This is a genomic window from Microbulbifer maximicatervae (SeqCode), assembly GCF_052467305.1.
In genome coordinates this window covers 3,693,061-3,714,904 of sequence record NZ_CP174306.1, presented here as the reverse complement: position 1 = coordinate 3,714,904, position 21,844 = coordinate 3,693,061, and the positions used below count along the sequence as shown (strand labels likewise).

The window sequence follows — 21,844 nt, the reverse complement described above, 5'->3', positions numbered from 1 at the left end:
ATTAATGGTGACATATGCGCTAGTTTTGTCGAACAGTACAAAACCTGTTACGGCCTGTCAGGTTGACTCGCCACGGGCCTGGTGATTAAAAAACAGTACCAGGTTCCGGACCGTTGTTACCTTGCCAAAATAGGGATTGCTTTGATAGTCCTCAAGGGTTCGCCCGGTTCTTTGTGCGATCTCTTCAAATAAGTCCAGATAGAGATCATCTTCATCCAGTTTTAGGGTATTAAAGAAATCATCTGATGTTTGAATTGGGACCAGTTGTTTGGTGGGAAGTGTCGCTTGTAGTTGCTCATACACCGCTCTAATAATCCATGTATCTACAATTTTGCAATCAAACTCCCGGGCAAATTCACAAATGGATAAACCTTTGCGGTTGTCACGTAGATGTTGGAAATGCCTATCAATTTTGGGTTGTTCGAGATAGCCCCAAATTATGGCCAATAATACTAAGCCAACTAAAGCTAAAAGGTATATTGGATGGTAAATAAGGAGAGCTAACACTGCTGTTAGAAAAGTAAATAGTGTAAATTTACTTGCCCTTTCAGGCTTGTATTTAGGCATAAATCTTGATGCTTTTCTCATGTTTTTATTATTGCTCCAGTTTTGGTAGTTGTAGCTTTTGTTGCAATTTGGCAAAGGTTTTTTCTGTGTAGGGGCCAAAAATAAACTTGGAAGAATCTGCGAATTTGTGGTCTTTAAGTCGATCTATGTAATAGTAAGCGCAGGCACCCTCAGGGCAAGCGTAGACTGAGACGAACATCTCGTTTGCACTGATATGATGTGGTTCATCGATACGGCGGATGTAGGCATCGTCCCCCAAATTAAAACCAAGGGCTTTTTCGCCATCTATCCAATAAATCTCGTAAGGGCCATCACTCCATGAAGGAGAACACCCAATTAAAAATATGGCGATGAGTAGTGGGATGTACTTCAGGACACTTCTTTGCATAAATGCTTTTACTTTGCATCTGTCCACATAGAAAGTAACTACGTTTTAGTGGCAGCTCTGTGAGAAATTGAAACTACAGCTCTGATCACTTATCTATCCAATTAGACACTAATTACGGAAGTTTTGCAGGGCGAGAATACGATCATCCAGTGGTGGGTGCGTGGCCATAAGTGCTCCCATGCTACCGAATATACCGAAGGCTTTCATATTGCCGGGTAGGGGTTCCTCGTGACCGCGATCGGACTCCACCTTGAGTCGTTGCAGTGCGGCAATCATGGATTGGGGGCTAGCCAGTGTGGCGCCGGCATGGTCGGCCCGATATTCACGGCGGCGACTGAACCAGGCGACAATCATCATGGCGAAGAAGCCGAATATGATATCCATAACAATGGATGTGACAAAATAGCCGATGCCCAATCCCTCTTCGTTGCGCAAGATAACCCGGTCTACGAAGAACCCAACCAAGCGGGCGAGGAACATCACAAAGGTATTTACCACGCCCTGGATCAGTGCCAGCGTCACCATATCGCCATTGGCCACGTGACCAATTTCATGGCCAATAACGGCGCGGGCTTCCTCTCGGCTGAAGCGCTGCAACAGACCGGCACTGACAGAGACCAGAGCGCTGTTGCGATTCCAGCCGGTGGCGAAGGCATTCGCCTGGGGCATTGGAAATATCCCCACATCTGGCATACCGATGCCCGCCTTGCGGGAAAGTTCTCGTACGGTTTCTACCAGCCACTGTTCATCAGCACTGCGGGGTTGCTCGATAATTTGTGTGCGGGTACTGACCCGTGCGATGGTTTTCGATAAGAGCAGGGAAATAAAAGATCCGCCAAAACCAAAAATCGCGCACATCAGCAACAAGGCGCCGAGGTTGAGATCGACACCGTTTGCCTGAAGAATTCCCCCAATTCCAAAAATGTTGAAAATAATGCCAACCAGTACAAGGACAGCAAGGTTGGTCAGCAGGAATAGCCCAATGCGCAACATCGGATCTCTCCTTTGAGTGAGTGTCTTTACGGAATTATTCCGCGGCTCCACCGGTAAGTTTAGATAGGGTTGGCGCAACTTGCCTTACTGTAGATCGGCACAGCTTGGCCTGCTGTGCCGAGTCCGTCGAGTGCGCGTGTCTGCGACGCTTTCCGTGGTGTTTGAGGGGAATTGCTAGTTAGAGTTTTGGGTGGCAAGGAGGCGGTCGACCTCGCTGGTGAGGTGTTGTTTCAGCTCCGGCTCCAGGTCGTTCCAGTGCACATCCATCAGCGCGCCCTGAAGAGCGTAGAGCATTACTTTGGAGGCGTTAATCCCCCGGTTGCGAATACTGATAAAGGCCTCGACAGGCCCAACCCTGCGCAGGTCATCGTGGGAGCGAATGCCAATAGAGTGGAGAATATTGACCGAGGCCAGGCCCAGGTTTTTTAGTTTTAATAGTTCTGATTGACTCGGGTGCATTCGGTTTTCCCTACCAGTTTGAGCGTCCGTTGTCGCAGCCAACCCCTCGACTGCGGCTTTGAACTTAACATAAATTAACAGGTGGCTAACAAACATTACCGCCAGATTATTGTGCGGCGCGCCTGCTTTTGGTGCCCCTGCTTTGGTGCCATAGTTAAGGGCGATTGTCTGCGCTCTGTTAAAGTAGGCATAGCCTGTTGAATAATTTAGCCTGCCCTTTGGAGTTCGCCTAATAATGAGATGCAAATGTTATCGACACCGCTGAAGCGTATGTTATTTGGACTCGGCGATGAGCATGTCATTGTCGACCCAGCTTCTGACCAGCTTTTACATCCCGAAGCACTGATTGCCTTCCAGCGCTTGAGTCGGGATGCCCGTGAAGAGGGGTTTGCCCCCAAAATCGTTTCCGGTTTTCGCGCCTTTGATCGACAACTGTTGATTTGGAATGCCAAAGCGCAGGGTCACCGCCCGGTTCTCGATAGTCACGGTACTCCCCTGGATATTGAACAGTTAAGCGAGCGGGAGCTGATCTTCGCCATTCTGCGCTGGTCCGCATTGCCGGGAGCATCCCGTCACCACTGGGGTACCGATTTCGATATTATTGATGCGGCCGCGGTCCCCGCTGACTATGCAGTCCAGCTTACCCCCCAGGAGGTGGCGGACGACGGAGTTTTTGGCGCCTTCCACCGCTGGCTGGATAACCAAATCAGCACGGGTAATAGTTATGGGCTGTTCCGACCCTATGCAGAGGATCGCGGCGGAGTCGCACCGGAACGCTGGCACCTGAGCTATGCCCCCAGGGCCCGAGAGCTTCAGGAACTTCTCAGTGTGGAGCGCCTGTCCGAGTTGCTACAAGAGTCAGAACTATCCCTGGGCACTGCGATTTGCGAGCACCTTCAGGACATTTATACGCGCTATATCTGGGTTCCGGATCACTGCTATCCCCCATTTAATGGGCAACTATAGCGGCCTGTTGAGATAGGTTGGTTACAGTTCATTACCACCTCATTGGGGGTGGCAAGAAATCTACTTTGCGATGGAGGCTTCCTCTTGAAAGGGGCTAGTGATCCTGCCAAGCTGCGCCGCAGTGAGTGCCCTGGGGAATATAAGGGAGATGAATTATGGGTGAGGAAGCGGCCGTTCAAGGCCAGCGGGATATCTGGCAGGCGATGCGGGCTGAAGCCTCAGAGGCAGCTGCCGGTGAGCCTATCCTGGCAAGTTATTTCCACAATACCATTTTGCGCCACAAGTCCTTGGATGATGCTATAGCTGATCACCTGGCTTCGGTGCTTGAGCACAATGCCCTCACGGCAACCGCGCTTCAGGAAGTGATTGCCCTGGCTCTGGCCAATGACCCGAGTATTTCCCGCTGTATGGGCGAGGATATTTGCGCTTGGTATGACCGTGACCCGGCATGTGACCAGTACCTGACGCCTTTCCTGTATTTTAAGGGTTTTCACGCTCTGCAATCCCACCGGATAGCGCACTGGTTGTGGAATCAAGGCCGCCATACCCTGGCGCTCTATTTCCAGAGCCAGGTATCGGAGCAGTTTTCGGTGGATATTCACCCAGCAGCGCGATTTGGCTGCGGCATTATGATTGACCACGCTACTGGATTGGTGGTGGGGGAGACCTGTGTGGTAGAGGACAATGTCTCGATTCTCCACTCGGTGACATTGGGCGGCAGTGGCAGCGGCAGCGGCGATCGCCATCCGAAAATTGGCCCCGGAGTGATGATTGGCGCCGGTGCTAAAGTACTGGGTCCGGTTAAGGTGGGAGAGGACGTCAAAATTGCCGCCGGTAGCCTGGTCTTGCACGATGTGCCCGCTCATACAACCGTCGCCGGTGTTCCCGCCCGCCAGGTAGGAGGGCGTGTTGAAGGGGCTCCGGCTTATACCATGGACCAGACTCTGGATTCGGAAGAGTAACTCAGGGAAATATTATTGATGTCGCAATCTACCTACAGTTTGGTTTTTCGCGGTGATTTGGTGGCGGGTTTTACCGCTGGTGATGTAAAAGCCAGTATGGTGCGCCTGTTTAAAAGTAATCCCCAGGCGATAGAGAAACTATTCAGTGGGCGCCCGCTGGTACTGAAGAAAGGGTTATCTCTGCCCCAGGCACAGCAGTTTCGTGCAAACCTGGCCAAAATAGGCGCACAGGTCAGTATTAAGGAAGAGAGAAGCGGAGCAGCTGTTGCCGAGCAAACCAAGCCGAAGGCGGAAACTGCGGCTAGCCCGCAATGGACCTTGGCACCCATGGAGGGAAACCTCGTAAAGGAGCACGAACGCAAGTCGGTGGAACCGGTCAGCGTTGAGGTAGAGCACCTCAGTTTGCGTGCAGCGGAAGGCCAGCTTCTGGATGAGAGTGAACGCAAGGGGGAGGAACTGTCTCCTGTCCCTGTTCCCAATTGGGAAGTTAACTGACAGGACTTCTCCTAACAGATAATAAAAAACCGGCAATTGGCCGGTTTTTTATTGCTCAGAGTCTCCCGAAAGAAAAGGGGATTAGCCTTCTTCTTTCAGGTAGCGCTCGCGGGAAGCCATAACTTCTTTGCGTGCAGCTTCGGCGTCAGCCCAGCCTTCTACTTTAACCCACTTGCCCGCTTCCAGGGCTTTGTAGTTTTCGAAGTAGTGCTCGATCTGCTTGATCAGTAGCTCGGGCAGGTCACTGATTTCTTCAACGTGATCGTACAGCTTGGTCAGCTTGGTGTGCGGTACGGCCAGCAGTTTGGCATCAACACCAGATTCGTCGGTCATGTTCAGAACGCCCACAACGCGGGAGCGGACTACAGAGCCAACCATTACCGGGTAAGGCGCTACAACCAGCACGTCCAGGGGGTCACCGTCTTCAGACAGAGTCTGGGGCACGTAGCCGTAGTTTGCTGGGTAGAACATCGGAGTGGCAACGAAGCGATCCACAAATACTGCGTCAGAGTCCTTGTCCACTTCGTACTTGATCGGGTCGTGGTTGGCAGGGATCTCGATGATTACGTTGATATCGTTGGGCAGTTCTTTACCTGCCGGGATCTTTTCGAAGCTCATTGCTGGTCCTGAATGAATAGATAACTGAAAATCTGGAGCGCGGATTATATATGCTGAGGGGCTCGGCTGAAAGTCACGCCTGCGCCGGGTTTATGGCGTCGAAGCTCGTCTGGCGGGTCTATCCTGTAACTCGGAGATAACAACAACGGGGCAGGACCAGTCATGGTAAAGGCACGGGAGGTAAAAACCGCTCAGGAGGCCCGCGCAATTGTCGAAGAACGAGGCCTCAGTCATGTCAAAGTGGGCTTATTCGATACTGATGGTGTAATGCGTGGTAAATATATGAGCCGCGCCAAGTTCCTCTCATCCCTGGAAAAGGGCTTCTCGTTTTGTGATGTGGTCCTGGGCTGGGATGTTAAGGATCAGCTCTACGACAACACTCGTTATACCGGTTGGCATACCGGATATCCAGACGCCCCGGTACGCATACTCCCCGATAGCTGCCGTGATGTGCCTTTTGAAGGCGATATGTTGTTGTTTCTCGCGGAGTTTGATGGTCGAGCCCAGGCGCTGTGCCCCCGCGCAGTTCTGCGCAGGGTGATTGAACGCTGTCGCGCATTGGGATTTGATCCCTGTGCCGCCCTGGAGTACGAATTTTTCCTGTTTGACGAAACGCCCGATTCAGTGCGGAACAAGGGTTTCCGCAATTTAAAGCCTTTTACCCCCGATGTGTTTGGCTATTCCATACTGCGAAATTCCGTACACGGAGAGCTGTATCGGGAAATCCTGGAGCTGAGCGAGCGCATGGATTTCCCCTTGGAGGGCTTACACACGGAAACAGGCCCGGGAGTTTTAGAGGCGGCTATTGCAGTGGATGGTGCTGAGGCCGCTGGAGACAAAGCTGCCCTGTTTAAAACCTTTATAAAAGTGTTGGCACAGCGGATGGGTTTGATGGCTACTTTTATGTCCCGCTGGTCCAGTGAGTACCCGGGGCAAAGCGGGCATATTCATTTGTCACTGCGCAATAGTGGCAGCGGTGATTCCGCCTTTCTCGATTCGAGCCAGCCAGATGGTATCAGCCAGATAATGCGTCAGTTCATAGCTGGGCAGCAAAGGCTGATGCCGCAATTCCTTGCCCTGATGGCACCGACCGTTAACAGTTATCGCCGCCTGGTACCCGGTTTTTGGGCGCCGACGGGAGCCAATTGGGGGGTGGAAAACCGCACAACGGCACTGCGTGCTATCCCCGGCGGCGACACTTCCCAGCGCGTCGAATACCGCTTGGGGGCCGCCGATGCCAACCCCTATTTAGCACTGGCAGCAGCTTTGGGCTCGGGTCTTTACGGTGTTATGCAGCAGTGGCAGCCCAGTGAGCCTGTCGCCGGTAATGCTTACTCGCTGGAATTGGAAAACGAACAAGTGTTGCCGGGTACACTGTGGGAATCCACTCAGCAATTTAAGGCGTCAGAAGCGGCACAGGAATTATTTGGCAGCGACTTTGTTGAACACTTTTCTGCCAGTCGCGAATGGGAGGAGCGGGAATATCGCCGCCATGTGAGTGACTGGGAGTTGGAGCGGTACTTCGAAATTATTTAATTGGGAGTATCGATGCCGATGAAGACTACAAAAATCATGCACCACCTTCAGTGTATTTCCCCTATTGATAACAGTGTTTATGTAGAGCGCGCTCTGGCGGGAGAGGTGGAAATCCGTGTAGTGCTGGATCGGGCCAGTAAAGCACAAAAAGCATGGAGGCGAACTCCCCTCAATGAGCGCATCGCCATTGTCGAGCGGGCTGTGGAAATATTTGCCGTTAAAAAAGAGCGTTTGGGGCGGGAGCTGTGTTGGATGATGGGGCGTCCAATCCGTTATGCAGGAGGAGAAATTAACGGGTTTATGGATCGTGCGCAGACCATGGCACAGCTTGCTACTGAAGCCCTCGCTGACATTCAGTTACCTGAGAAGCCGGGTTTTACCCGGTTTATCCGCCGCGAGCCCTTAGGGGTCTCCCTGGTAATTGCCCCGTGGAATTACCCTTATCTGACGGCGGTTAATGCAGTGGTACCGGCACTGCTATCGGGCAATGCAGTGATTTTAAAACACTCGGCGCAGACACCGCTGTGTGCTGAGCGAATGGTGGAGATTTTTCGCGAGGCGGGACTGCCCTACGGTGTTTTTCAGTTTCTTCATTTAAATCATGCTTATACCCAGCGATTAGCCTGTGCAGGGGAAATCCAGCATGTTGCCTTCACCGGCTCGGTTGGCGCTGGCGCGAATCTAGAACGCACAGTTGCCGGTCGATTTATTCAAGTGGGACTTGAACTGGGGGGAAAAGATCCAGCCTATGTTCGCGCCGACGCCGATATTAGCCAAGCTGTGGCAGCGGTAGTCGACGGCGCCTATTTTAATTCCGGGCAGTCCTGTTGCGGTATTGAGCGGGCCTATGTGCATGAAGATATTTTTTCTGAGTTTATTTCCCAAACGGTCGACTTACTGCGTGACTATCGACTGGGGCGCCCGGATCAAGTGGAGACCACTTTGGGGCCTTTGGTGCGTGCGGAAGCTGCCGATCGGGTTCGCGCGCAGGTGGATGAAGCGATAGCGGAGGGCGCGAAGGTCCACTTGGATGTGAGTGAATTCCCAATGGACAAGCGGGGCACCCAATATATGGCACCGCAACTGTTAACCCGGGTGCGACACCATATGCGAGTGATGCGCGAGGAGACTTTTGGGCCGGTGCTGGGGGTGCAGAAAGTGCATGATGATGGCGAAGCTCTAGAATTTATGAATAACAGCCCATTTGGTCTTACTGCGGCTATTTTTACCCGCGATGAAGATGTAGCAATGGAGATGGGAGGGTATTTAGAGGCCGGCACTGTTTTTTTAAATCGTTGTGATTACCTGGATCCGGAATTGGCCTGGACGGGTGTTAAGCAATCTGGTCGTGGATGTACGCTTTCTAAAATTGGATTTGAGAATTTAACCCGCCCCAAGTCATTTCATTTTAAACATGATGGTTAGCGGGAACGGTTGCCGGATGCAGAAAGTGAAATTGTCTGCCTGTTTTACGAAAGGTCACAGCCTATTTTGAATATGCAAAAGTGACAGAACGTCAGAGAGGAAATTGTGGATAAATACCATGTCAATTGGAATTATCCCACGACCGTTTGGGTTGGCCCCGGTCGCATTACTGAATTGGCTGAAGCTTGCCTGGAGCTGAATATTCACAAGCCTCTATTAGTTACTGATCCTACAGTCGCCGCATTGCCACTGGTCGATAGTGCGATTAACCCATGCCAACAGGTGGGTCTGGAAGTTAGCGTTTTTTCCAAAATCAAAGGTAATCCCAATGAGATAAATATCGCCGATGGGGTAGCCAAGCTGCGTGAGCAGAAGTGCGATGGGGTCATTGCCTTGGGCGGGGGCTCGGCCCTGGATGCGGGCAAAGCCATTGCCCTTATGGCGGGACAGCAGCACAGTATTTGGGATTTTGAGGATATTGGCGATAACTACAGGCGTGTGGACCCAGAGGGTATTTTACCGCTGATTGCCATTCCCACGACGGCTGGCACAGGTTCTGAAGTTGGCCGGGTTGCGGTAATTACCGATGAGAAAGCACAGGTTAAGAGGCTGATTTTCCATCCGCGCATGATGCCGGACATTGTTATTCTCGATGCTCAATTGACAATGGGGTTGCCGCCAGACCTCACCGCAGCGACGGGAATGGATGCGCTGTCACACAATCTCGAGTCTTTTTACTCCCCTCAATACCATCCTATGGCCGAGGGAATCGCCCTGGAGGGGATGCGCCTGATCAAGGAGTATTTGCCTCGAGCTTATGCTATAGGCGCAGAACTCGAGGCGCGTCAGCAAATGTTGGTAGCTTCCTGTATGGGGGCTACAGCTTTCCAGCGGGGCTTGGGCGCTATCCACGCCCTGGCACATCCATTGGGGGCCCTGTACGACAAGCACCATGGTTTGTTAAATGCGATATTGATGCCCTACGTTCTGATCGCCAACCGTCCAGCCATCCAGGTGCCTATGGGGCATCTGGCACTTTATCTACAACTGGCCGGTAATGAGATGTTTGATAGCGGATTTGATGCGGTACTCAACTGGTTGCTCGGATTGCGCAAACAGCTGGGGATTCCCCACAGCCTGTCGGAGATTGGAATTGATGACACTGATGCCGACAGAGTTGGGAAAATGGCATCGGTGGAGCCTTCCGCTAGTACTAACCCGATGCGTTTTAACGGGATAGAGTATCGGGATATTTTCTTGCGCGCCTGTGAAGGTACCGTCACCCTGTAATAAATTCCTGCGAATAGACGACAGAAGAGAATGTGTTCCATCGACAATCGGTAAAGGACTGAATGATGCGCAGTATTATTGCTCTCTTGTTCCTCTCATTGGCCAGCATTTCCCTGGCTCAGGATTCATCGAATATTCGCACGGCTATTTTTGCAGGAGGGTGTTTCTGGTGCATGGAGCCGCCATTTGACAAGGTCGATGGCGTCCTGGAAACCACCTCAGGATACAGCGGTGGCCATGTCAAAAACCCGACCTATGAACAGGTATCTTCCGGTGGTACGGGGCATGCGGAAGTTGTTCAGGTAAAGTACGATGCGAATAAAGTCAGCTATTCCGACTTACTGAATATTTTTTGGCACAACGTTGACCCTTTTGATTCCGGTGGTCAATTTTGCGATCGCGGTGACCAGTACCGAGCCGAGATTTTTTACGGCAGTCAAGAAGAAAAGGTGTTAGCAGAGGAGAGCAAGAAAAAGGTAGAAGCGGAGTTGGGTAAAAAGGTGGTGACACAAATAAAACCCGCTGCAACCTTTTATCCCGCAGAGGCCTACCATCAGGACTATTACCAACGTAATCCTCTGCGTTACAAGTATTATCGCTACCGCTGTGGGCGTGATAAGCGCTTAGAGGAGGTCTGGGGGAAAGCGCCAAGTTAACGGATTGCCTCTCCGCAGGGTGAATATGGCACCGAGTCCCACTTTGTTTGACGGGGAAGTCCTGGAAACAATCAATGATTTTCCAGTGCTTTACCGTTATATTCCGGCGGTTAGTACCAATCCGCTAATGGTATTTATTCCAGGCACAGCACATCTAGCGCGTATTTTCTACGGCTATCCCGGTGGCCGCTCAGATGATTTTATAAGTCACTGGGTTAATCGAGCGGGTTTTCCCTTCCTTGCTATTTCTTACCCTGTGGAAAATGCCGTTTTTTGTAGTACTCACCCGGAGTTTACAATTCAAGATTGGGGAGATCAGGCTGCAGAAATTATTGCCAAGATTTTGTCTGAATATAACCTTCCAAATTCGGTAGTGGTGTGCGGCTGGAGTATGGGAGGGAAAATCGCTGGGGCTCTAGGGAGGGCGGCGAAAGCCTTGAATTTTTCGATTGAATGCTTTGTGGCTATGGCCGCAGAACCCGCATTGCCGGGCTTTCTTCCCGAAGCTAATGCCAAGGCCATCGAAATGACAGTTGATGGGATGGCCAGTCGAAAGGGCATATATCCTGCCTTTTTGGCCGCGCTTGATGAGCAGAATTCCTTAAACCAACACACAATTATTCCCAAAGATATCTATCGGGAGGCGTTCCTTGGAGCAATTCCCATCGCGCTTATTGGCACTGGATTAATGTATGATGGGCAAGGGTTTAAGGAAGATCTTTCCAGGGCATTGAAAACGGCAAACACCTTTGACTTCTTGGACTATCCAATTCCCGTTGTTATTCAGAGTGATTCAATGGGGGATTTGGAAAATGTGCTGTGCAATATTGATGATTGGGCATTTATTCGCAATCGAGTTCTTGCCAGTAAACTTTTAGGAGGTGCATCTCCAGAGCAGATTCCAAGGGAAAGGTGGGAGCTAGTACAGCTTATAATCCGCTCGTCTTCCGCTTATTTTTCACAGACCGTTACAGGTAACCATTTCTTCTTTGTTGGCGCTATTGGGGCGCGCACTACTGTTGATAGTATCGAAAAGCTTTTGGCCAGGGTGAGAAGTATTCAGTCCTAATAAAGCACTTCTTAATAGCCTCATGGTGCTCTGGTTAAGCTGTCAGAGATTTTTAAATTAACATTTTGGTTATTTTACGATCCGCTCTACTTTTTTAAGGCTTACTACTGGGGTGAAAGGAAAGAATACACCGCACTCGAGACTCACTGCGAATACATCCCTGTAAGCTTCTAATCGGCATCCATGCCTCATAGGGTCCAAGCGCGGTGTATTCTTCCCTTTTCCCTTTTTAGTAGGCTATGCGGGTTGTAAGGCTTGTTCATGCTGATATTGGGTGAAATAGAGTTTCTCAGAAAGCTCAGTAATAAAATCGATGTTTTCGACCTTGTCGGCCATGCTTTCCATTCGGTCTTCTCCATTTAATGCCCCCTAGATGCTAGCAGCCATAGCACCCAAGGTATCTGTGTCACCACCTAGAGAAAAAATATTAGCTAATACAGACGTTAAAGGAGAGTTTCGATACTTAAGTCCAAAGTAAATGGCGGTGATACAGGACTCTGGCGCGGTAATGCCATTACCTAGCCATTGCTTGATTTGCTGCGGATGTGGGATTTTCTGGTTAAACAGTAGAGTCGCACACTTTTCCAGTTTGTAGCGATATATTTCGGACTTACAACTTACTTCCAGTTTGTTCAATATCTCTCTGTTTGAACGATCTTGCAGGGATTCACAGATGGCGATAGCGATCAAGTATGCGCCCTCGACAGCAACTGAGTGGGCGTGGGTGATTTCAGACACCGATTGTACATATTGCTTGAGGCGATAGTCATTTTGGGGGTGGCAGAGGGCAATAATAGGTGCTCTCATGGCGGCCCCATTGCCCATAGAACCGTGCTTAAATTTTTTTCGGTTTAAATCTTGCCAGCGTTTACCATCCCTGACGCCTTTGAGTAGTTTCGCTGCACTGGGGCCATACCCTCTACTCCAGCGATAACTTTGGGCAAACTTTTTGGCTATGTGGTCCTGATCAAGGTAATTATGCTCAAGAAAGGAGGTCGCAATATCAATAGACATTTGCGTGTCATCGGTGTAACGCTTTTTACCCTGTTCGGTTTTCCCGATAATTTTCCAGAGTTGTCTTTCTAGAATGCCGCCCTCGTACGGGGCGCCAAATGAATCGCCGATGGCTATTCCTTTAAAGCAACCTCTGTATTTATTGAGCTTTATCATTTATTGATTTTTATACCTTATTCTCAGGGGAAGTCGCTACTAGCTATAAGGACCACTATTAATTGCTATTATAAGTAACAATTTTATTCTAGAAAACACTTGTTGGTAGTTAATGGCCCGCGAGGGGAAGGGTTTTGTTTTAGGTGAGAGCGAGCCGATATTTAAAACTAATCGGCTCGCCGCTAAAGTCGCTATATTATTTAATTAATACAGGCATCGTTAGCACTTCCAAAAGTATTTCTAATCCATACATTGCCAGTGCAAGCAGGGTGGTTGTGGTCAGCAAGATCTGCACCGGCATTATTTTCTGCGGTATTGCCAATGATCAAGTATCCGACTTGACCCAATCCCAACATCATAATGCCGTTAACGCCGTTATTATCTGATAGATTATTGGCAACAATGCCGCCATCCCCACTATCAATTACAATCCCACTCGATGTATTGAGAATCGTCTCATTGAATCTGATGAGAGTATTGTCACCAACGATCTTTATTCCTTGGAGACCGTTACTTGATGCATAAGAGTATCTCACACGATTACCGTCACCCATAACGCGTATACCCATTCCCCCATTGCCGCTAGCATCGGTGGCTTCAACTGTATTACCTGAACTCCAAAGTGCGATTCCTGCAATAGAGTTTGATGAAGCAGTGATATCAAAGATTTGATGGCTGCCATCACCTTCGGCTGATACGCCATTGTTACAGTTTGTGATAGTGCTTCCACCAACAGTATCCTCAAGGACTCTATCACTGTCTTTCAATTGAATGCCAATTCCGCTGCCATCGCAACTGAGGTGGTAACCCGCCATATCGAGTGATCCGCCAGCATCTATCACGAGTGCAGGATGGCTTGCGCAGCCAAGAATATCGCCGGTGAGTACTTCTGCTGTTGTAATGGTATCTCCACAGCTGACAGCTGAAGCGACGGCGGAGAGCGATAGTGCGGCAATACCGGATACAGCGAGTAATGATGCTTTTATAGAATTCATATTTCTATTTTTCATATCAAATTTCCCTAATTATCTGAGTAATTAAAAAAGAGAGTGAACACCCAAAGCCATGGAGATTGTGACCTAGGTTTGAGAAAGAGCCATAGGAAATTTTTCCTAATTTATTGGGTTTTATTTGATATTTTGGTGATAATAGATTGTTTTTATTCTATTAAAATATTTACTTTTTTATTTTAGGTGGAGGCGCTTAATGCTGGTGCGAAAAATGAAGAAACCTGCATTATAAAAATAAGTTTCGTTTGGGTTTGTTATGGCTACTTTTTCAGGGTTTTTGCGAGAATCTTTGCGCAATCTGCCCTCTGTTCGAAAGTTGTGTTGGCAAACCCGAGCACCAATCCTGGATCTTCAGTTTTATTGGAATAGAAGAGCGATAGTGGTGTGCTGCCAAATCCGTATTCGCGTATTTTTTTTGAAAGGGTGATGTCGTCGTGTCCCGGTGTAGATATTACCAAGTGCATACCGGCACTACTGGCAATTAGTCCGGCTGGAGGTGGTATTTCTTCTCGAATAAGCTGGCAGAAATGTTCCCATTTCTTCATATAACTAGCACGCATTTTGCGAAGATGTCGCACAAAATGCCCCTCATCGAGAAAGTCTGCCACGACAGCTTGTGTGACTAAGGGGGAGTGGCCAGATAACATTTCTTTGGCTTGGGTAAATGCCGCTACTGTAGATTTAGGCACCACTAAATAGCCCAATCGTAGGCTGGGTAGCAAGGTCTTACTAAAGCTCCCCATGTAGAGTACAGGTGTATTTTCTCCCATCCCCTGGAGTGCTGCGATGGGTTTGTGTTGGAATGAAAATTCACTGTCGTAATCATCTTCAATTATCCAGCAGCTTGCCTGTGTCGCCCAATCCAATAATTTGATTCGTTCACCAGCAGGCATAACACCACCCATTGGGTACTGATGTGTTGGCGTGGTAAAAAGTAACTTGGCTTCGGTTGCACTACTGACCAGCTTATCCACATCCAAGTGCTTATCTTTCAGGTTCGCTGGTACGAGCTTTGCTCCAACAGATTGGAAAGCTGCTCGAGCACGGCGATATCCCGGATTTTCTATATAAACCTTGTCTCCCTGGTTAATCGCGACTAGTGCACATAAATTCAGGGCCTCCTGAGTTCCATTGGTAATAATAATTTGTTCAGCGTTACAGCGAACTCCCCGGGAGTTGCGCAAGTATTCCGTAAGTGCCATACGCAAAGGTAAATAACCTTGGCTTTGCCCGTAACCTGCGAGAGCTAACCTGGATTGGTGACGGCGGTATAATTTGTTCCAAATAGTGAATGGAAATGTGTTTAGATCCGGTAGGCCGGGGGTGAAGGGAAGAGATTGATCTTCACTTTTCTTACCCCAAGATAAAGTCTGTGCAAAATCACCATAGTGAGAAAGTGATGGTAAGTACCTATTCCTCTGTGCTTGCCAACCTTGCCTGTGTGTTTTCTTTGTGTAGGCCGGCAATTCGGGAGATACAAATACGCCTTTCCCTGGATGGCTGGTAAGGAAGCCCTCCGCTTTCAGCTGGTCCAGAACTAATGTCACTGTATTGCGGCTGATAGAGAGGGATTCTGCCAATCGGCGCGAGGAGGGGAGCTTGGTACCAGCAGCCAGCCGGCCGTTGCAGATCCAATCTACCAATTGTCGATACAACTGTTCCTGTAGCGGCTGGCCTGATTCGAGAGTTAGGTCTGTAAGCTCGGCGGTACTCAAAACTGGCACCATAAAATAGTTAAAACTGGCGCTTATCAGCGTACCAGTAAGATCCTACATTGGCGATATCTATTTCATACCAGAGTGAATTAAAGGAGGTTTTATGAATTTACATTCGCCAATCTCTGATGAATTGCCAACCTCAGCGAAGAGTCGTGTACGTCGTGCTCCCAAGCGTGCCAGTTATCGGCGAGAGGATGTTTATAAGCTTGTCGACGAGCTAAAACTGGGCCATGTCGGATTTATTGAAGACGGTGAAGTCATCATTATTCCTTTAACCGTTTGGCGCCTGGGGGAGTTTTTGTATTTTCACCTGGCTAACAAGAGTCGGCTACAAAAACTATTGGAGGCAGGAGAGCAGGTCTGTATTTCATTTGCCCGTTATGATGAGTGGGTACTGGCCAAGTCAGCCTTTCATCACAGTGCTAATTATCGCTCTGCGGTATTGTTTTGCCGAGGTGAGAGGGTCAAAGAGCAGCGGGAATTTGATGCGGTTTTTAAAGCGATTATTGATGATATAGAGCCGGAGCGCTGGGATCAGGTGCGCCTCCCCAGCCTACAGGAGCGCAAGGGAACAGCTTTGATGCGCCTGACTATAGAGGAGGGGGCTTTCAAAAGCCGAACTGGCGCGCCATCCGATAATAAAGAGGATTTGGCTCTGCCTGTGTGGAGCGGGGTCAAGCCTGTGTGCCCGTTTCGCTAGTGCTCAATTTAGCAAAGTAAAGGGAGCCTTATAGGGCCTCTGCCACTACTTTTAATGCGATTTGAATGATCTCCTGCTGGCCGGCTTCAATATCGGGGATAACACCCTGTCCTTCCCAATTGGGGCGGCTGCCGGCAATCGTAGAAACCGGGCGTTTATCTGGGATACCGATTTCAAAGCCATAGGGGAGGGATTGGGGAGACTCCATGATATGTGCCCCACCGGCGCTGGCATTACCGACAATCGTGGCTCGGCCCAGCTGTTGTAGTGCGAAGGCGGTACTCTCGGATGCAGAGAAGGATCTTCCATCAATCAGAATGACCATTGGTCTGTCACTCCCATAGGTGGGCCAGGGTTGAGGTGAAATACGTTTCGGTATTTCTCTCCCCTTGCGGCTTTCAATAACAAAGGGAAAGGGAGAATGGGGGTCAATAAATGACTGCAGAACAGCATTGGCGGTTTCTTCGTCTCCGCCGCCATTACTGCGTAAATCGAGTATTAGGCCCTGGCTGTGGCGAAGCAGGGTGAAAGCCGCAGCGAGGGTTTGGTGGGCATTTTTATAGGTGTGGAAAGAAGAGAGGGAAAGGTAGCCAATGTTACCGGGAAGAATCTCAATTTTCTTAACGCCGTAGTTATTGCTGGGCGCTTCAGCCTGCCACTGTTCAATCCAATTGTGGGCTTCTTTTTGGTTATCTATATGCTCTATATAGAAATGCTTATCACCGGAAAGGGTGCGAATTTCTTTGGTAAGTGCGCTGGCTAATTGTTGGTAGTCACTACAAAGATGATTAAAGTGTTTGGATTCAGCCAGGCTATTGAGTTGAGTAGATAGCGCCTGTCCTTTTTCCTCCAATATATAGTGCTTCTGAATAGCTACTGCAGCAGCTTTAATAACCGGGCCTGTCTCAAACTGGCAGGAACTCATTGCGCCGGAACTTGCCGCGAGAGACATGGAAAAAAAACTGATTAATACCGCTAAACTCATCTTGAGTTGGCGTTTCATATTTATGTAGCCTCTATTGATAGATTTTCTTGTATCCGCTCTAAATAAGGACGTTTCTCTAAAGCTTGAATTGCTTGATTGAGCAGCTCTGAGAGTTCTGTCGGTAATTCGCTATTGAGGGACTGCTCAGCTTCCAGAGTTGCTATCCACTGCTGTTTTAACTTGGGTATCAACGCACTGCCTTTGCGGGTCAAGCGTATTTTGCGCTGGCGAGCATCCTCTCCAGAAGAGGTCTGTACCAGCCCTTGCTTAATCATGTCTTTTACAGTTTGACTCACTGCGGGCTGGGAAATGTGGGTGCTCGCTACCACCTCACTAATGGTGATATCTCTCTTGTGGATAAGTGCACGCATTATCGGGGTGTAGCGGGGTTTGTAATTCTCCAGGCCACAGGCCCTATAGCTCTCTGCTACATCGCCATCCAGTAATTCCAGAATGTGACGAAGCTGAGTCCCCAGTTGGCTGTATTTCATAAAAGCTGTTCCATAAGCACTTATATAAGTGACTATATAATTTTTGGCGAACTTTTCAAGCTTCTTTGCCGCTATTCATCACCCCGTACAAATTCTTTGGCGCTTTTTTTGCATTGTGTGGCGAGTTTGGCGGGTTCTGTGTGAAATGGATTTTTGAACAAAGAGCTGAAATTTAAATTTCATATTTCATTCATCGAACTTTAGGAATTAACCGCCAATCTTTGCGCCGCGTGATCTGTGTCAGGTACGAGTGAAGAGAACATTATGAAAGAGATTGGCTTGGCTGCCCTTGCAGCCCTGGGGTTACCATTTTTGGCTGAAGAGGTCCAAGCCAGCGACCTCATTATTTCTGAATATATCGAGGGCAGTAGCAACAATAAGGCCCTTGAAATTTACAATGGCACGGGTGCAGCGGTTGACCTCAGTAGCTACAGCATTGAACTTTACTTCAATGGCTCCTCTGCGGCGGCTTCAATCATCGCCCTAAGTGGCAGCTTGGCAGACGGCGATGTTTACGTATTCGCCCACGCCAGTGCTGACTCCTCAATCCTGTCAGTAGCCGATCAGGTTTATACCAGCGGCCTGTTTAATGGGGATGATGCGGTTGCCCTGAGTGGCCCCAATGGATATGTGGATGTTATCGGCCAGATCGGTGTTGATCCCGGTAGCCAATGGGGCGATAGCAGTCTGGGTACCCAGAACCAAACCTTAACTCGCAACTGGAGTGTGAGTGAAGGTCGTGTTGATGGCAGCACGGATTTTGACCCTGCTGCGCAGTGGTCCAGCTTGGGCCAGGACGACTTTTCCAACCTCGGTTGGCACAGCGAAGACGGCACTGGTGGCGGAGATGACGGCGGGGATGACGATGTGGTTCTCGGCGATTGCGGAGATATTTCTACGTTAATCAGCCAGGTTCAGGGTGATGAGTTTGAAAGCGCTCTGGAGAATGAGCGCCACGAAATTGAAGCGGTTGTTGTTGGTGATTTCCAAGATACCAGCACTGGCCTTTCCGGCTTCTTCCTGCAAGAGGAAGACAGTGACCAGGATGGCCAGATAAATACCTCTGAGGGGCTGTTTGTACACGACAAAGGCTTCGGTGTAGATGTGCAAGTCGGGGACTTGGTTCGCGTCGGTGGTGTGGTTACTGAATACTATGACTTTACCGAATTAGACGGGGTTGATGGCGTTACGGTTTGTGGTAGCGGCTTCAGTGTGACTGCCGAGGAAGTCTCCCTGCCGTTTAGTTCTGCCGAAGAGCAGGAGCAATACGAGGGGATGTTGGTTGAGTTCCCGCAAGCCCTCATGGTGAATGATCACTATAACCTGGGGCGATATGGTGAAGTCACCCTGGCCAATGGCCGCCTCTATATCCCCACCCACAACAATGAGCCTGGGGTTGCAGCTGTAGCACAGGAAAGCGCTAATGATCTGAACAGGATTGTGTTGGACGATGGTTCCAGCGTGCAGAACCCGGAAGCGGTGCCGTACCCGGTCTCCGGTCTCAGTGCCAGTAATACCTTACGCAATGGCGACACGGTAGAGGGATTGCGCGGTGTAATGGGGTATAGCTACAGCGCCTACCGAGTACATCCGGTGGAGGCGCCAGAATTTGTTGCTGCCAACCTGCGTGAAAGCGCTCCACAATTACCGGGTAAGGGCAGTTTAAAGATCGCCAGCTTTAATGTTCTGAATTATTTTAATGGCGATGGTTATGGTGGCGGTTTCCCTACTTCCCGTGGGGCTGATACTGAAGAAGAATTCCTGCGCCAGAAAAATAAAATTATCTCCGCTATTTTAGACCTGGATGCCGATGTAGTTGGCTTAATGGAAATTGAGAACGATGGCTACGGTTCAGAAAGTGCTATTCAGGATTTAATTAATGGCCTTAACACGGCTACTGGCAGTGAAAACTATCAATTTATTAATCCAGACCTGACTCAACTGGGCACCGATGAAATTTCTGTGGGGCTGATTTATCGCAGTGATCGGATAATGCCTGTGGGCGCTGCTGCGACAACTGATAGCTATCCCTTTGATGACGGTAACCGCCAACCACTGCTACAGGCTTTTGCCGAACTATCAAGTGGTGAAGAGCTGGCTGTGGTGGTCAATCACTTTAAATCAAAGGGAAGTTGTCCTGACGATGGCAGTTTGAACGATGATCTGGGTGATGGACAGGGCTGCTGGAACTCGCTGCGCACGGAAGCCGCAGATGCCCTGGTTTCATGGATTGATTCTGACCCGACAGGTAGCGGCACCGATCGTGTTCTGGTGATCGGTGACCTCAATAGCTACGCCCGTGAAAACCCAATTAGCACTCTAAAGGACGCTGGCTACGCTGATTTGTTGGAGGTTTTCGGTGAAGGAGAAGCCTACTCCTATGTCTACAGCGGTGAGTCCGGTTACTTGGATCACGCCCTCGCCAGTGAATCGCTGGCTCCTTTGGTAACAGGTGCGGCCGATTGGCATATCAATGCCGACGAGCCTCGGGTGCTGGATTACAACATCGAGAATAAAACCGATGAGCAGGTGGAGAGTTTCTACTCGACTGATGCATTCCGCGCTTCAGATCACGATCCGCTTGTGGTTGAGCTGGATCTGGGGGCTGATAACCAGGAGCCGGTTGCTGGGTTTGAGTGGGGTGTTGAAGGCTTCGAAGTGAACTACTTCGACAGCAGCGTCGATACCGATGGCACTATCGTTAGCTGGGCCTGGGATTTTGGTGATGGCACTACCAGTACTGAGCAAAACCCCAGTCATAGCTACGATGCAGCAGGCACTTATTCAGTAATCCTCCAGGTTGAGGACGACCGGGGAGCGATCTCCACCGTTGAGCAGCTTGTACCAGTTGAGGAGGTTGTTGATCTTCGGGCTGATTTTAAAGTCCACACATTCCTGCGCTGGGTGTGGGTCGAAGAGCGCAGTAGTTACGATGGCGACGGTAACCTGAGCTATGAGTGGGACTTTGGAGATGGCACCAGCCGCACTGGTCCCATGGCACTGCATCGCTATGCCACCGGTGGTAGTTATGAAATTACCCTGACTGTGAAAGACGATTTCGGTAATGAAGATAAAGCCTACCGTGAAATTGAGATTCGCAAGCCGTTTTGGCACTGAGATGGATATCAACAACAATAAATAATTAACTCCACATATTGAACGGTCGGATATTAAGGCAAGAGATATTCGGCCGTTTTCTTTCCTCCCTGCGTTAATTGCGTATTTTTCTTCTTTACCTTCGTGGGTATATGCCCGAGTGTTTCACTTCATCGTTTTCATATTGGTAGCCCGGCAAGGCTCCATTGCGAGTCATTAAAATCTTTCTTGTATGGACCATTGGAGGGGAAAGTGTTTGTGCGTGCCCGATCCCTGAATTGGAAAAAGACTTGAGTAAAATGCCTAAGATGTCTTTCTGGAGTATTGAGGTATCATTGGGGCCTATCGGAGACGTATCAAAATAGATAAATATTTAATGCAAGGAGTGTCGTTTTCAGTCAGCGTGTGGTTTATTGCTTCAGGTAAATCAGTTACTAGTGATCAGCGAAGCTATTAAACCACTGGGGGAGACATAGTTTGCAGGCATTTAAGACATTGGAAGGTTTAAGCCTGGAATGGACCGGCACACACTATTCAAAACAAGGTGATTTCCCCGACCTTTCTACCCACACGGTAACCTATGAAACCGCGACACATTGTTACGTTACGGCGTCGGGGAAGTTAGTTGGGGAAGCTTCATATACCTATGAAGCCATGGACGATAGGATGGCGGCGTTGATTTATCGGCCTGATATATATCAGGGGCAAAAAGGTGTGGTGCTTTATGCGATGCTCGATTTTGTACAGATGATGGATCGCGCCATTATTCTCTATCAGGATCGGCCACTAGCGTTGGCAAATGGCAGTTTTCAGGTGGTGAATACCCCTGTGCGACCTACAGCCTGAAAATTGAAAAATAAGGAAAATGGTGAGCTTATGAGAGAGTGCGAGAAAATTAATTATATTGAGTTGCCCTCCAGGGATTTGGGTAAGACAAAAGCATTCTTTACCGAGGCTTTTAATTGGACTTTTACCGATTACGGTCCGGAGTACACCGCTTTTTCAAATGCGGGATTGGACGGTGGCTTTTTCAAGGCAGAGTTGCAGAGCACTACTGAAAATGGATCTGCATTAGTGGTGTTATACAGCCGCGACCTGGAGGGTACCCTGGAGAAGGTCACGCGATGCGGAGCCGAAATAGCCAAGCCAATTTTCCCGTTTCCCGGTGGCAGGCGCTTCCATTTTAGGGAACCTTGCGGCAATGAATTTGCGGTTTGGTCTGATGTGGAGTCTGCGTAGAGGCGTTTACA

General features: G+C 49.4%; 22 protein-coding genes. 12 read left to right on the top strand and 10 right to left on the bottom strand.

Annotated features, from left to right (window positions below):
* Positions 1-57 precede the first annotated feature (57 nt).
* From ACJJI4_RS16225 to ACJJI4_RS16210, 4 genes are all read right to left on the bottom strand, one after another.
* Entirely contained in the window at positions 58-588 is a 531-nt protein-coding gene (locus ACJJI4_RS16225; protein WP_444925796.1) for a hypothetical protein, read from the bottom strand.
* 7 nt (positions 589-595) lie between these two features.
* Positions 596-955, bottom strand: a complete 360-nt coding sequence (locus tag ACJJI4_RS16220) for a hypothetical protein (RefSeq protein WP_444925795.1) — start codon at positions 953-955, stop codon at positions 596-598.
* Positions 956-1,063: 108 nt separating this feature from the next.
* A complete protein-coding gene (gene htpX / locus ACJJI4_RS16215) occupies positions 1,064-1,948 on the bottom strand; it encodes a protease HtpX (protein ID WP_282931439.1) in 885 nt (294 codons plus the stop codon).
* 174 nt (positions 1,949-2,122) lie between these two features.
* Complete coding sequence (locus ACJJI4_RS16210) at positions 2,123-2,407, bottom strand: TfoX/Sxy family protein (protein WP_444928239.1); 285 nt, start codon at positions 2,405-2,407, stop codon at positions 2,123-2,125.
* Positions 2,408-2,653: 246 nt separating this feature from the next.
* On the opposite strand from ACJJI4_RS16210, the gene ACJJI4_RS16205 reads away from it, so the two are divergent.
* The 3 genes from ACJJI4_RS16205 (at position 2,654) to ACJJI4_RS16195 (ending at position 4,830) form a co-directional block, all read left to right on the top strand.
* Positions 2,654-3,373, top strand: a complete 720-nt coding sequence (locus tag ACJJI4_RS16205; protein ID WP_444925794.1) for a M15 family metallopeptidase — start codon at positions 2,654-2,656, stop codon at positions 3,371-3,373.
* 155 nt (positions 3,374-3,528) lie between these two features.
* Positions 3,529-4,335, top strand: coding sequence for a serine O-acetyltransferase (gene cysE / locus ACJJI4_RS16200; protein ID WP_444925793.1), 807 nt, complete (start codon positions 3,529-3,531; stop codon positions 4,333-4,335).
* 18 nt (positions 4,336-4,353) lie between these two features.
* A complete protein-coding gene (locus ACJJI4_RS16195; protein ID WP_444925792.1) occupies positions 4,354-4,830 on the top strand; it encodes a hypothetical protein in 477 nt (158 codons plus the stop codon).
* A gap of 81 nt (positions 4,831-4,911) precedes the next feature.
* Here the strand turns inward: ACJJI4_RS16195 and ppa are convergent, their stop codons facing one another.
* Positions 4,912-5,448 (bottom strand): inorganic diphosphatase, encoded by a 537-nt coding sequence (ppa, locus tag ACJJI4_RS16190; protein WP_444925791.1) that lies wholly within the window; start codon positions 5,446-5,448, stop codon positions 4,912-4,914.
* 162 nt (positions 5,449-5,610) lie between these two features.
* On the opposite strand from ppa, the gene ACJJI4_RS16185 reads away from it, so the two are divergent.
* The 5 genes from ACJJI4_RS16185 to ACJJI4_RS16165 all read left to right on the top strand — a co-directional run bounded on the left by ACJJI4_RS16185 (position 5,611) and on the right by ACJJI4_RS16165 (position 11,424).
* Positions 5,611-6,984 carry a glutamine synthetase family protein gene (locus ACJJI4_RS16185; protein WP_444925790.1) on the top strand — a complete coding sequence of 458 codons (1,374 nt, stop codon included), beginning with the start codon at positions 5,611-5,613 and terminating at the stop codon, positions 6,982-6,984.
* Between the two features lie 12 nt (positions 6,985-6,996).
* Positions 6,997-8,409 carry an aldehyde dehydrogenase family protein gene (locus ACJJI4_RS16180; protein ID WP_444925789.1) on the top strand — a complete coding sequence of 471 codons (1,413 nt, stop codon included), beginning with the start codon at positions 6,997-6,999 and terminating at the stop codon, positions 8,407-8,409.
* Between the two features lie 105 nt (positions 8,410-8,514).
* Positions 8,515-9,699: an iron-containing alcohol dehydrogenase gene (locus ACJJI4_RS16175; protein ID WP_444915641.1), complete on the top strand. Its 1,185-nt coding sequence runs from the start codon at positions 8,515-8,517 to the stop codon at positions 9,697-9,699.
* A gap of 62 nt (positions 9,700-9,761) precedes the next feature.
* A complete protein-coding gene (gene msrA, locus ACJJI4_RS16170; RefSeq protein ID WP_282931447.1) occupies positions 9,762-10,355 on the top strand; it encodes a peptide-methionine (S)-S-oxide reductase MsrA in 594 nt (197 codons plus the stop codon).
* A gap of 25 nt (positions 10,356-10,380) precedes the next feature.
* A complete protein-coding gene (locus tag ACJJI4_RS16165; RefSeq protein WP_444925788.1) occupies positions 10,381-11,424 on the top strand; it encodes an alpha/beta fold hydrolase in 1,044 nt (347 codons plus the stop codon).
* A gap of 369 nt (positions 11,425-11,793) precedes the next feature.
* On the opposite strand, the gene ACJJI4_RS16160 is transcribed toward ACJJI4_RS16165, so the two are convergent.
* The 3 genes from ACJJI4_RS16160 to pdxR form a co-directional block, all read right to left on the bottom strand.
* Positions 11,794-12,594 (bottom strand): ADP-ribosylglycohydrolase family protein, encoded by an 801-nt coding sequence (locus ACJJI4_RS16160; protein ID WP_444925787.1) that lies wholly within the window; start codon positions 12,592-12,594, stop codon positions 11,794-11,796.
* Positions 12,595-12,794: 200 nt separating this feature from the next.
* Positions 12,795-13,604 (bottom strand): right-handed parallel beta-helix repeat-containing protein, encoded by an 810-nt coding sequence (locus ACJJI4_RS16155; RefSeq protein WP_444891906.1) that lies wholly within the window; start codon positions 13,602-13,604, stop codon positions 12,795-12,797.
* Positions 13,605-13,864: 260 nt separating this feature from the next.
* Positions 13,865-15,319 carry a MocR-like pyridoxine biosynthesis transcription factor PdxR gene (pdxR, locus tag ACJJI4_RS16150; protein ID WP_444925786.1) on the bottom strand — a complete coding sequence of 485 codons (1,455 nt, stop codon included), beginning with the start codon at positions 15,317-15,319 and terminating at the stop codon, positions 13,865-13,867.
* Between the two features lie 103 nt (positions 15,320-15,422).
* On the opposite strand from pdxR, the gene ACJJI4_RS16145 reads away from it, so the two are divergent.
* Positions 15,423-16,022: a pyridoxamine 5'-phosphate oxidase family protein gene (locus tag ACJJI4_RS16145; protein WP_444915645.1), complete on the top strand. Its 600-nt coding sequence runs from the start codon at positions 15,423-15,425 to the stop codon at positions 16,020-16,022.
* A 28-nt stretch (positions 16,023-16,050) separates the two neighbouring features.
* On the opposite strand, the gene ACJJI4_RS16140 is transcribed toward ACJJI4_RS16145, so the two are convergent.
* Positions 16,051-17,025, bottom strand: coding sequence for a S41 family peptidase (locus ACJJI4_RS16140; protein WP_444925785.1), 975 nt, complete (start codon positions 17,023-17,025; stop codon positions 16,051-16,053).
* 2 nt (positions 17,026-17,027) lie between these two features.
* The gene (locus ACJJI4_RS16135) at positions 17,028-17,498 is read right to left on the bottom strand and encodes a MarR family winged helix-turn-helix transcriptional regulator (protein WP_444911424.1); all 471 of its coding nucleotides are present in this window, start codon (positions 17,496-17,498) and stop codon (positions 17,028-17,030) included.
* Between the two features lie 264 nt (positions 17,499-17,762).
* Between ACJJI4_RS16135 and ACJJI4_RS16130 the strand changes: the two genes are divergently transcribed.
* The 3 genes from ACJJI4_RS16130 to ACJJI4_RS16120 all read left to right on the top strand — a co-directional run bounded on the left by ACJJI4_RS16130 (position 17,763) and on the right by ACJJI4_RS16120 (position 21,833).
* Positions 17,763-20,615, top strand: coding sequence for an ExeM/NucH family extracellular endonuclease (locus tag ACJJI4_RS16130; protein WP_444925784.1), 2,853 nt, complete (start codon positions 17,763-17,765; stop codon positions 20,613-20,615).
* 456 nt (positions 20,616-21,071) lie between these two features.
* Positions 21,072-21,440, top strand: coding sequence for a hypothetical protein (locus ACJJI4_RS16125; RefSeq protein WP_444925783.1), 369 nt, complete (start codon positions 21,072-21,074; stop codon positions 21,438-21,440).
* A gap of 30 nt (positions 21,441-21,470) precedes the next feature.
* Complete coding sequence (locus ACJJI4_RS16120) at positions 21,471-21,833, top strand: VOC family protein (protein WP_413663152.1); 363 nt, start codon at positions 21,471-21,473, stop codon at positions 21,831-21,833.
* The last annotated feature ends 11 nt before the right edge of the window (positions 21,834-21,844 follow it).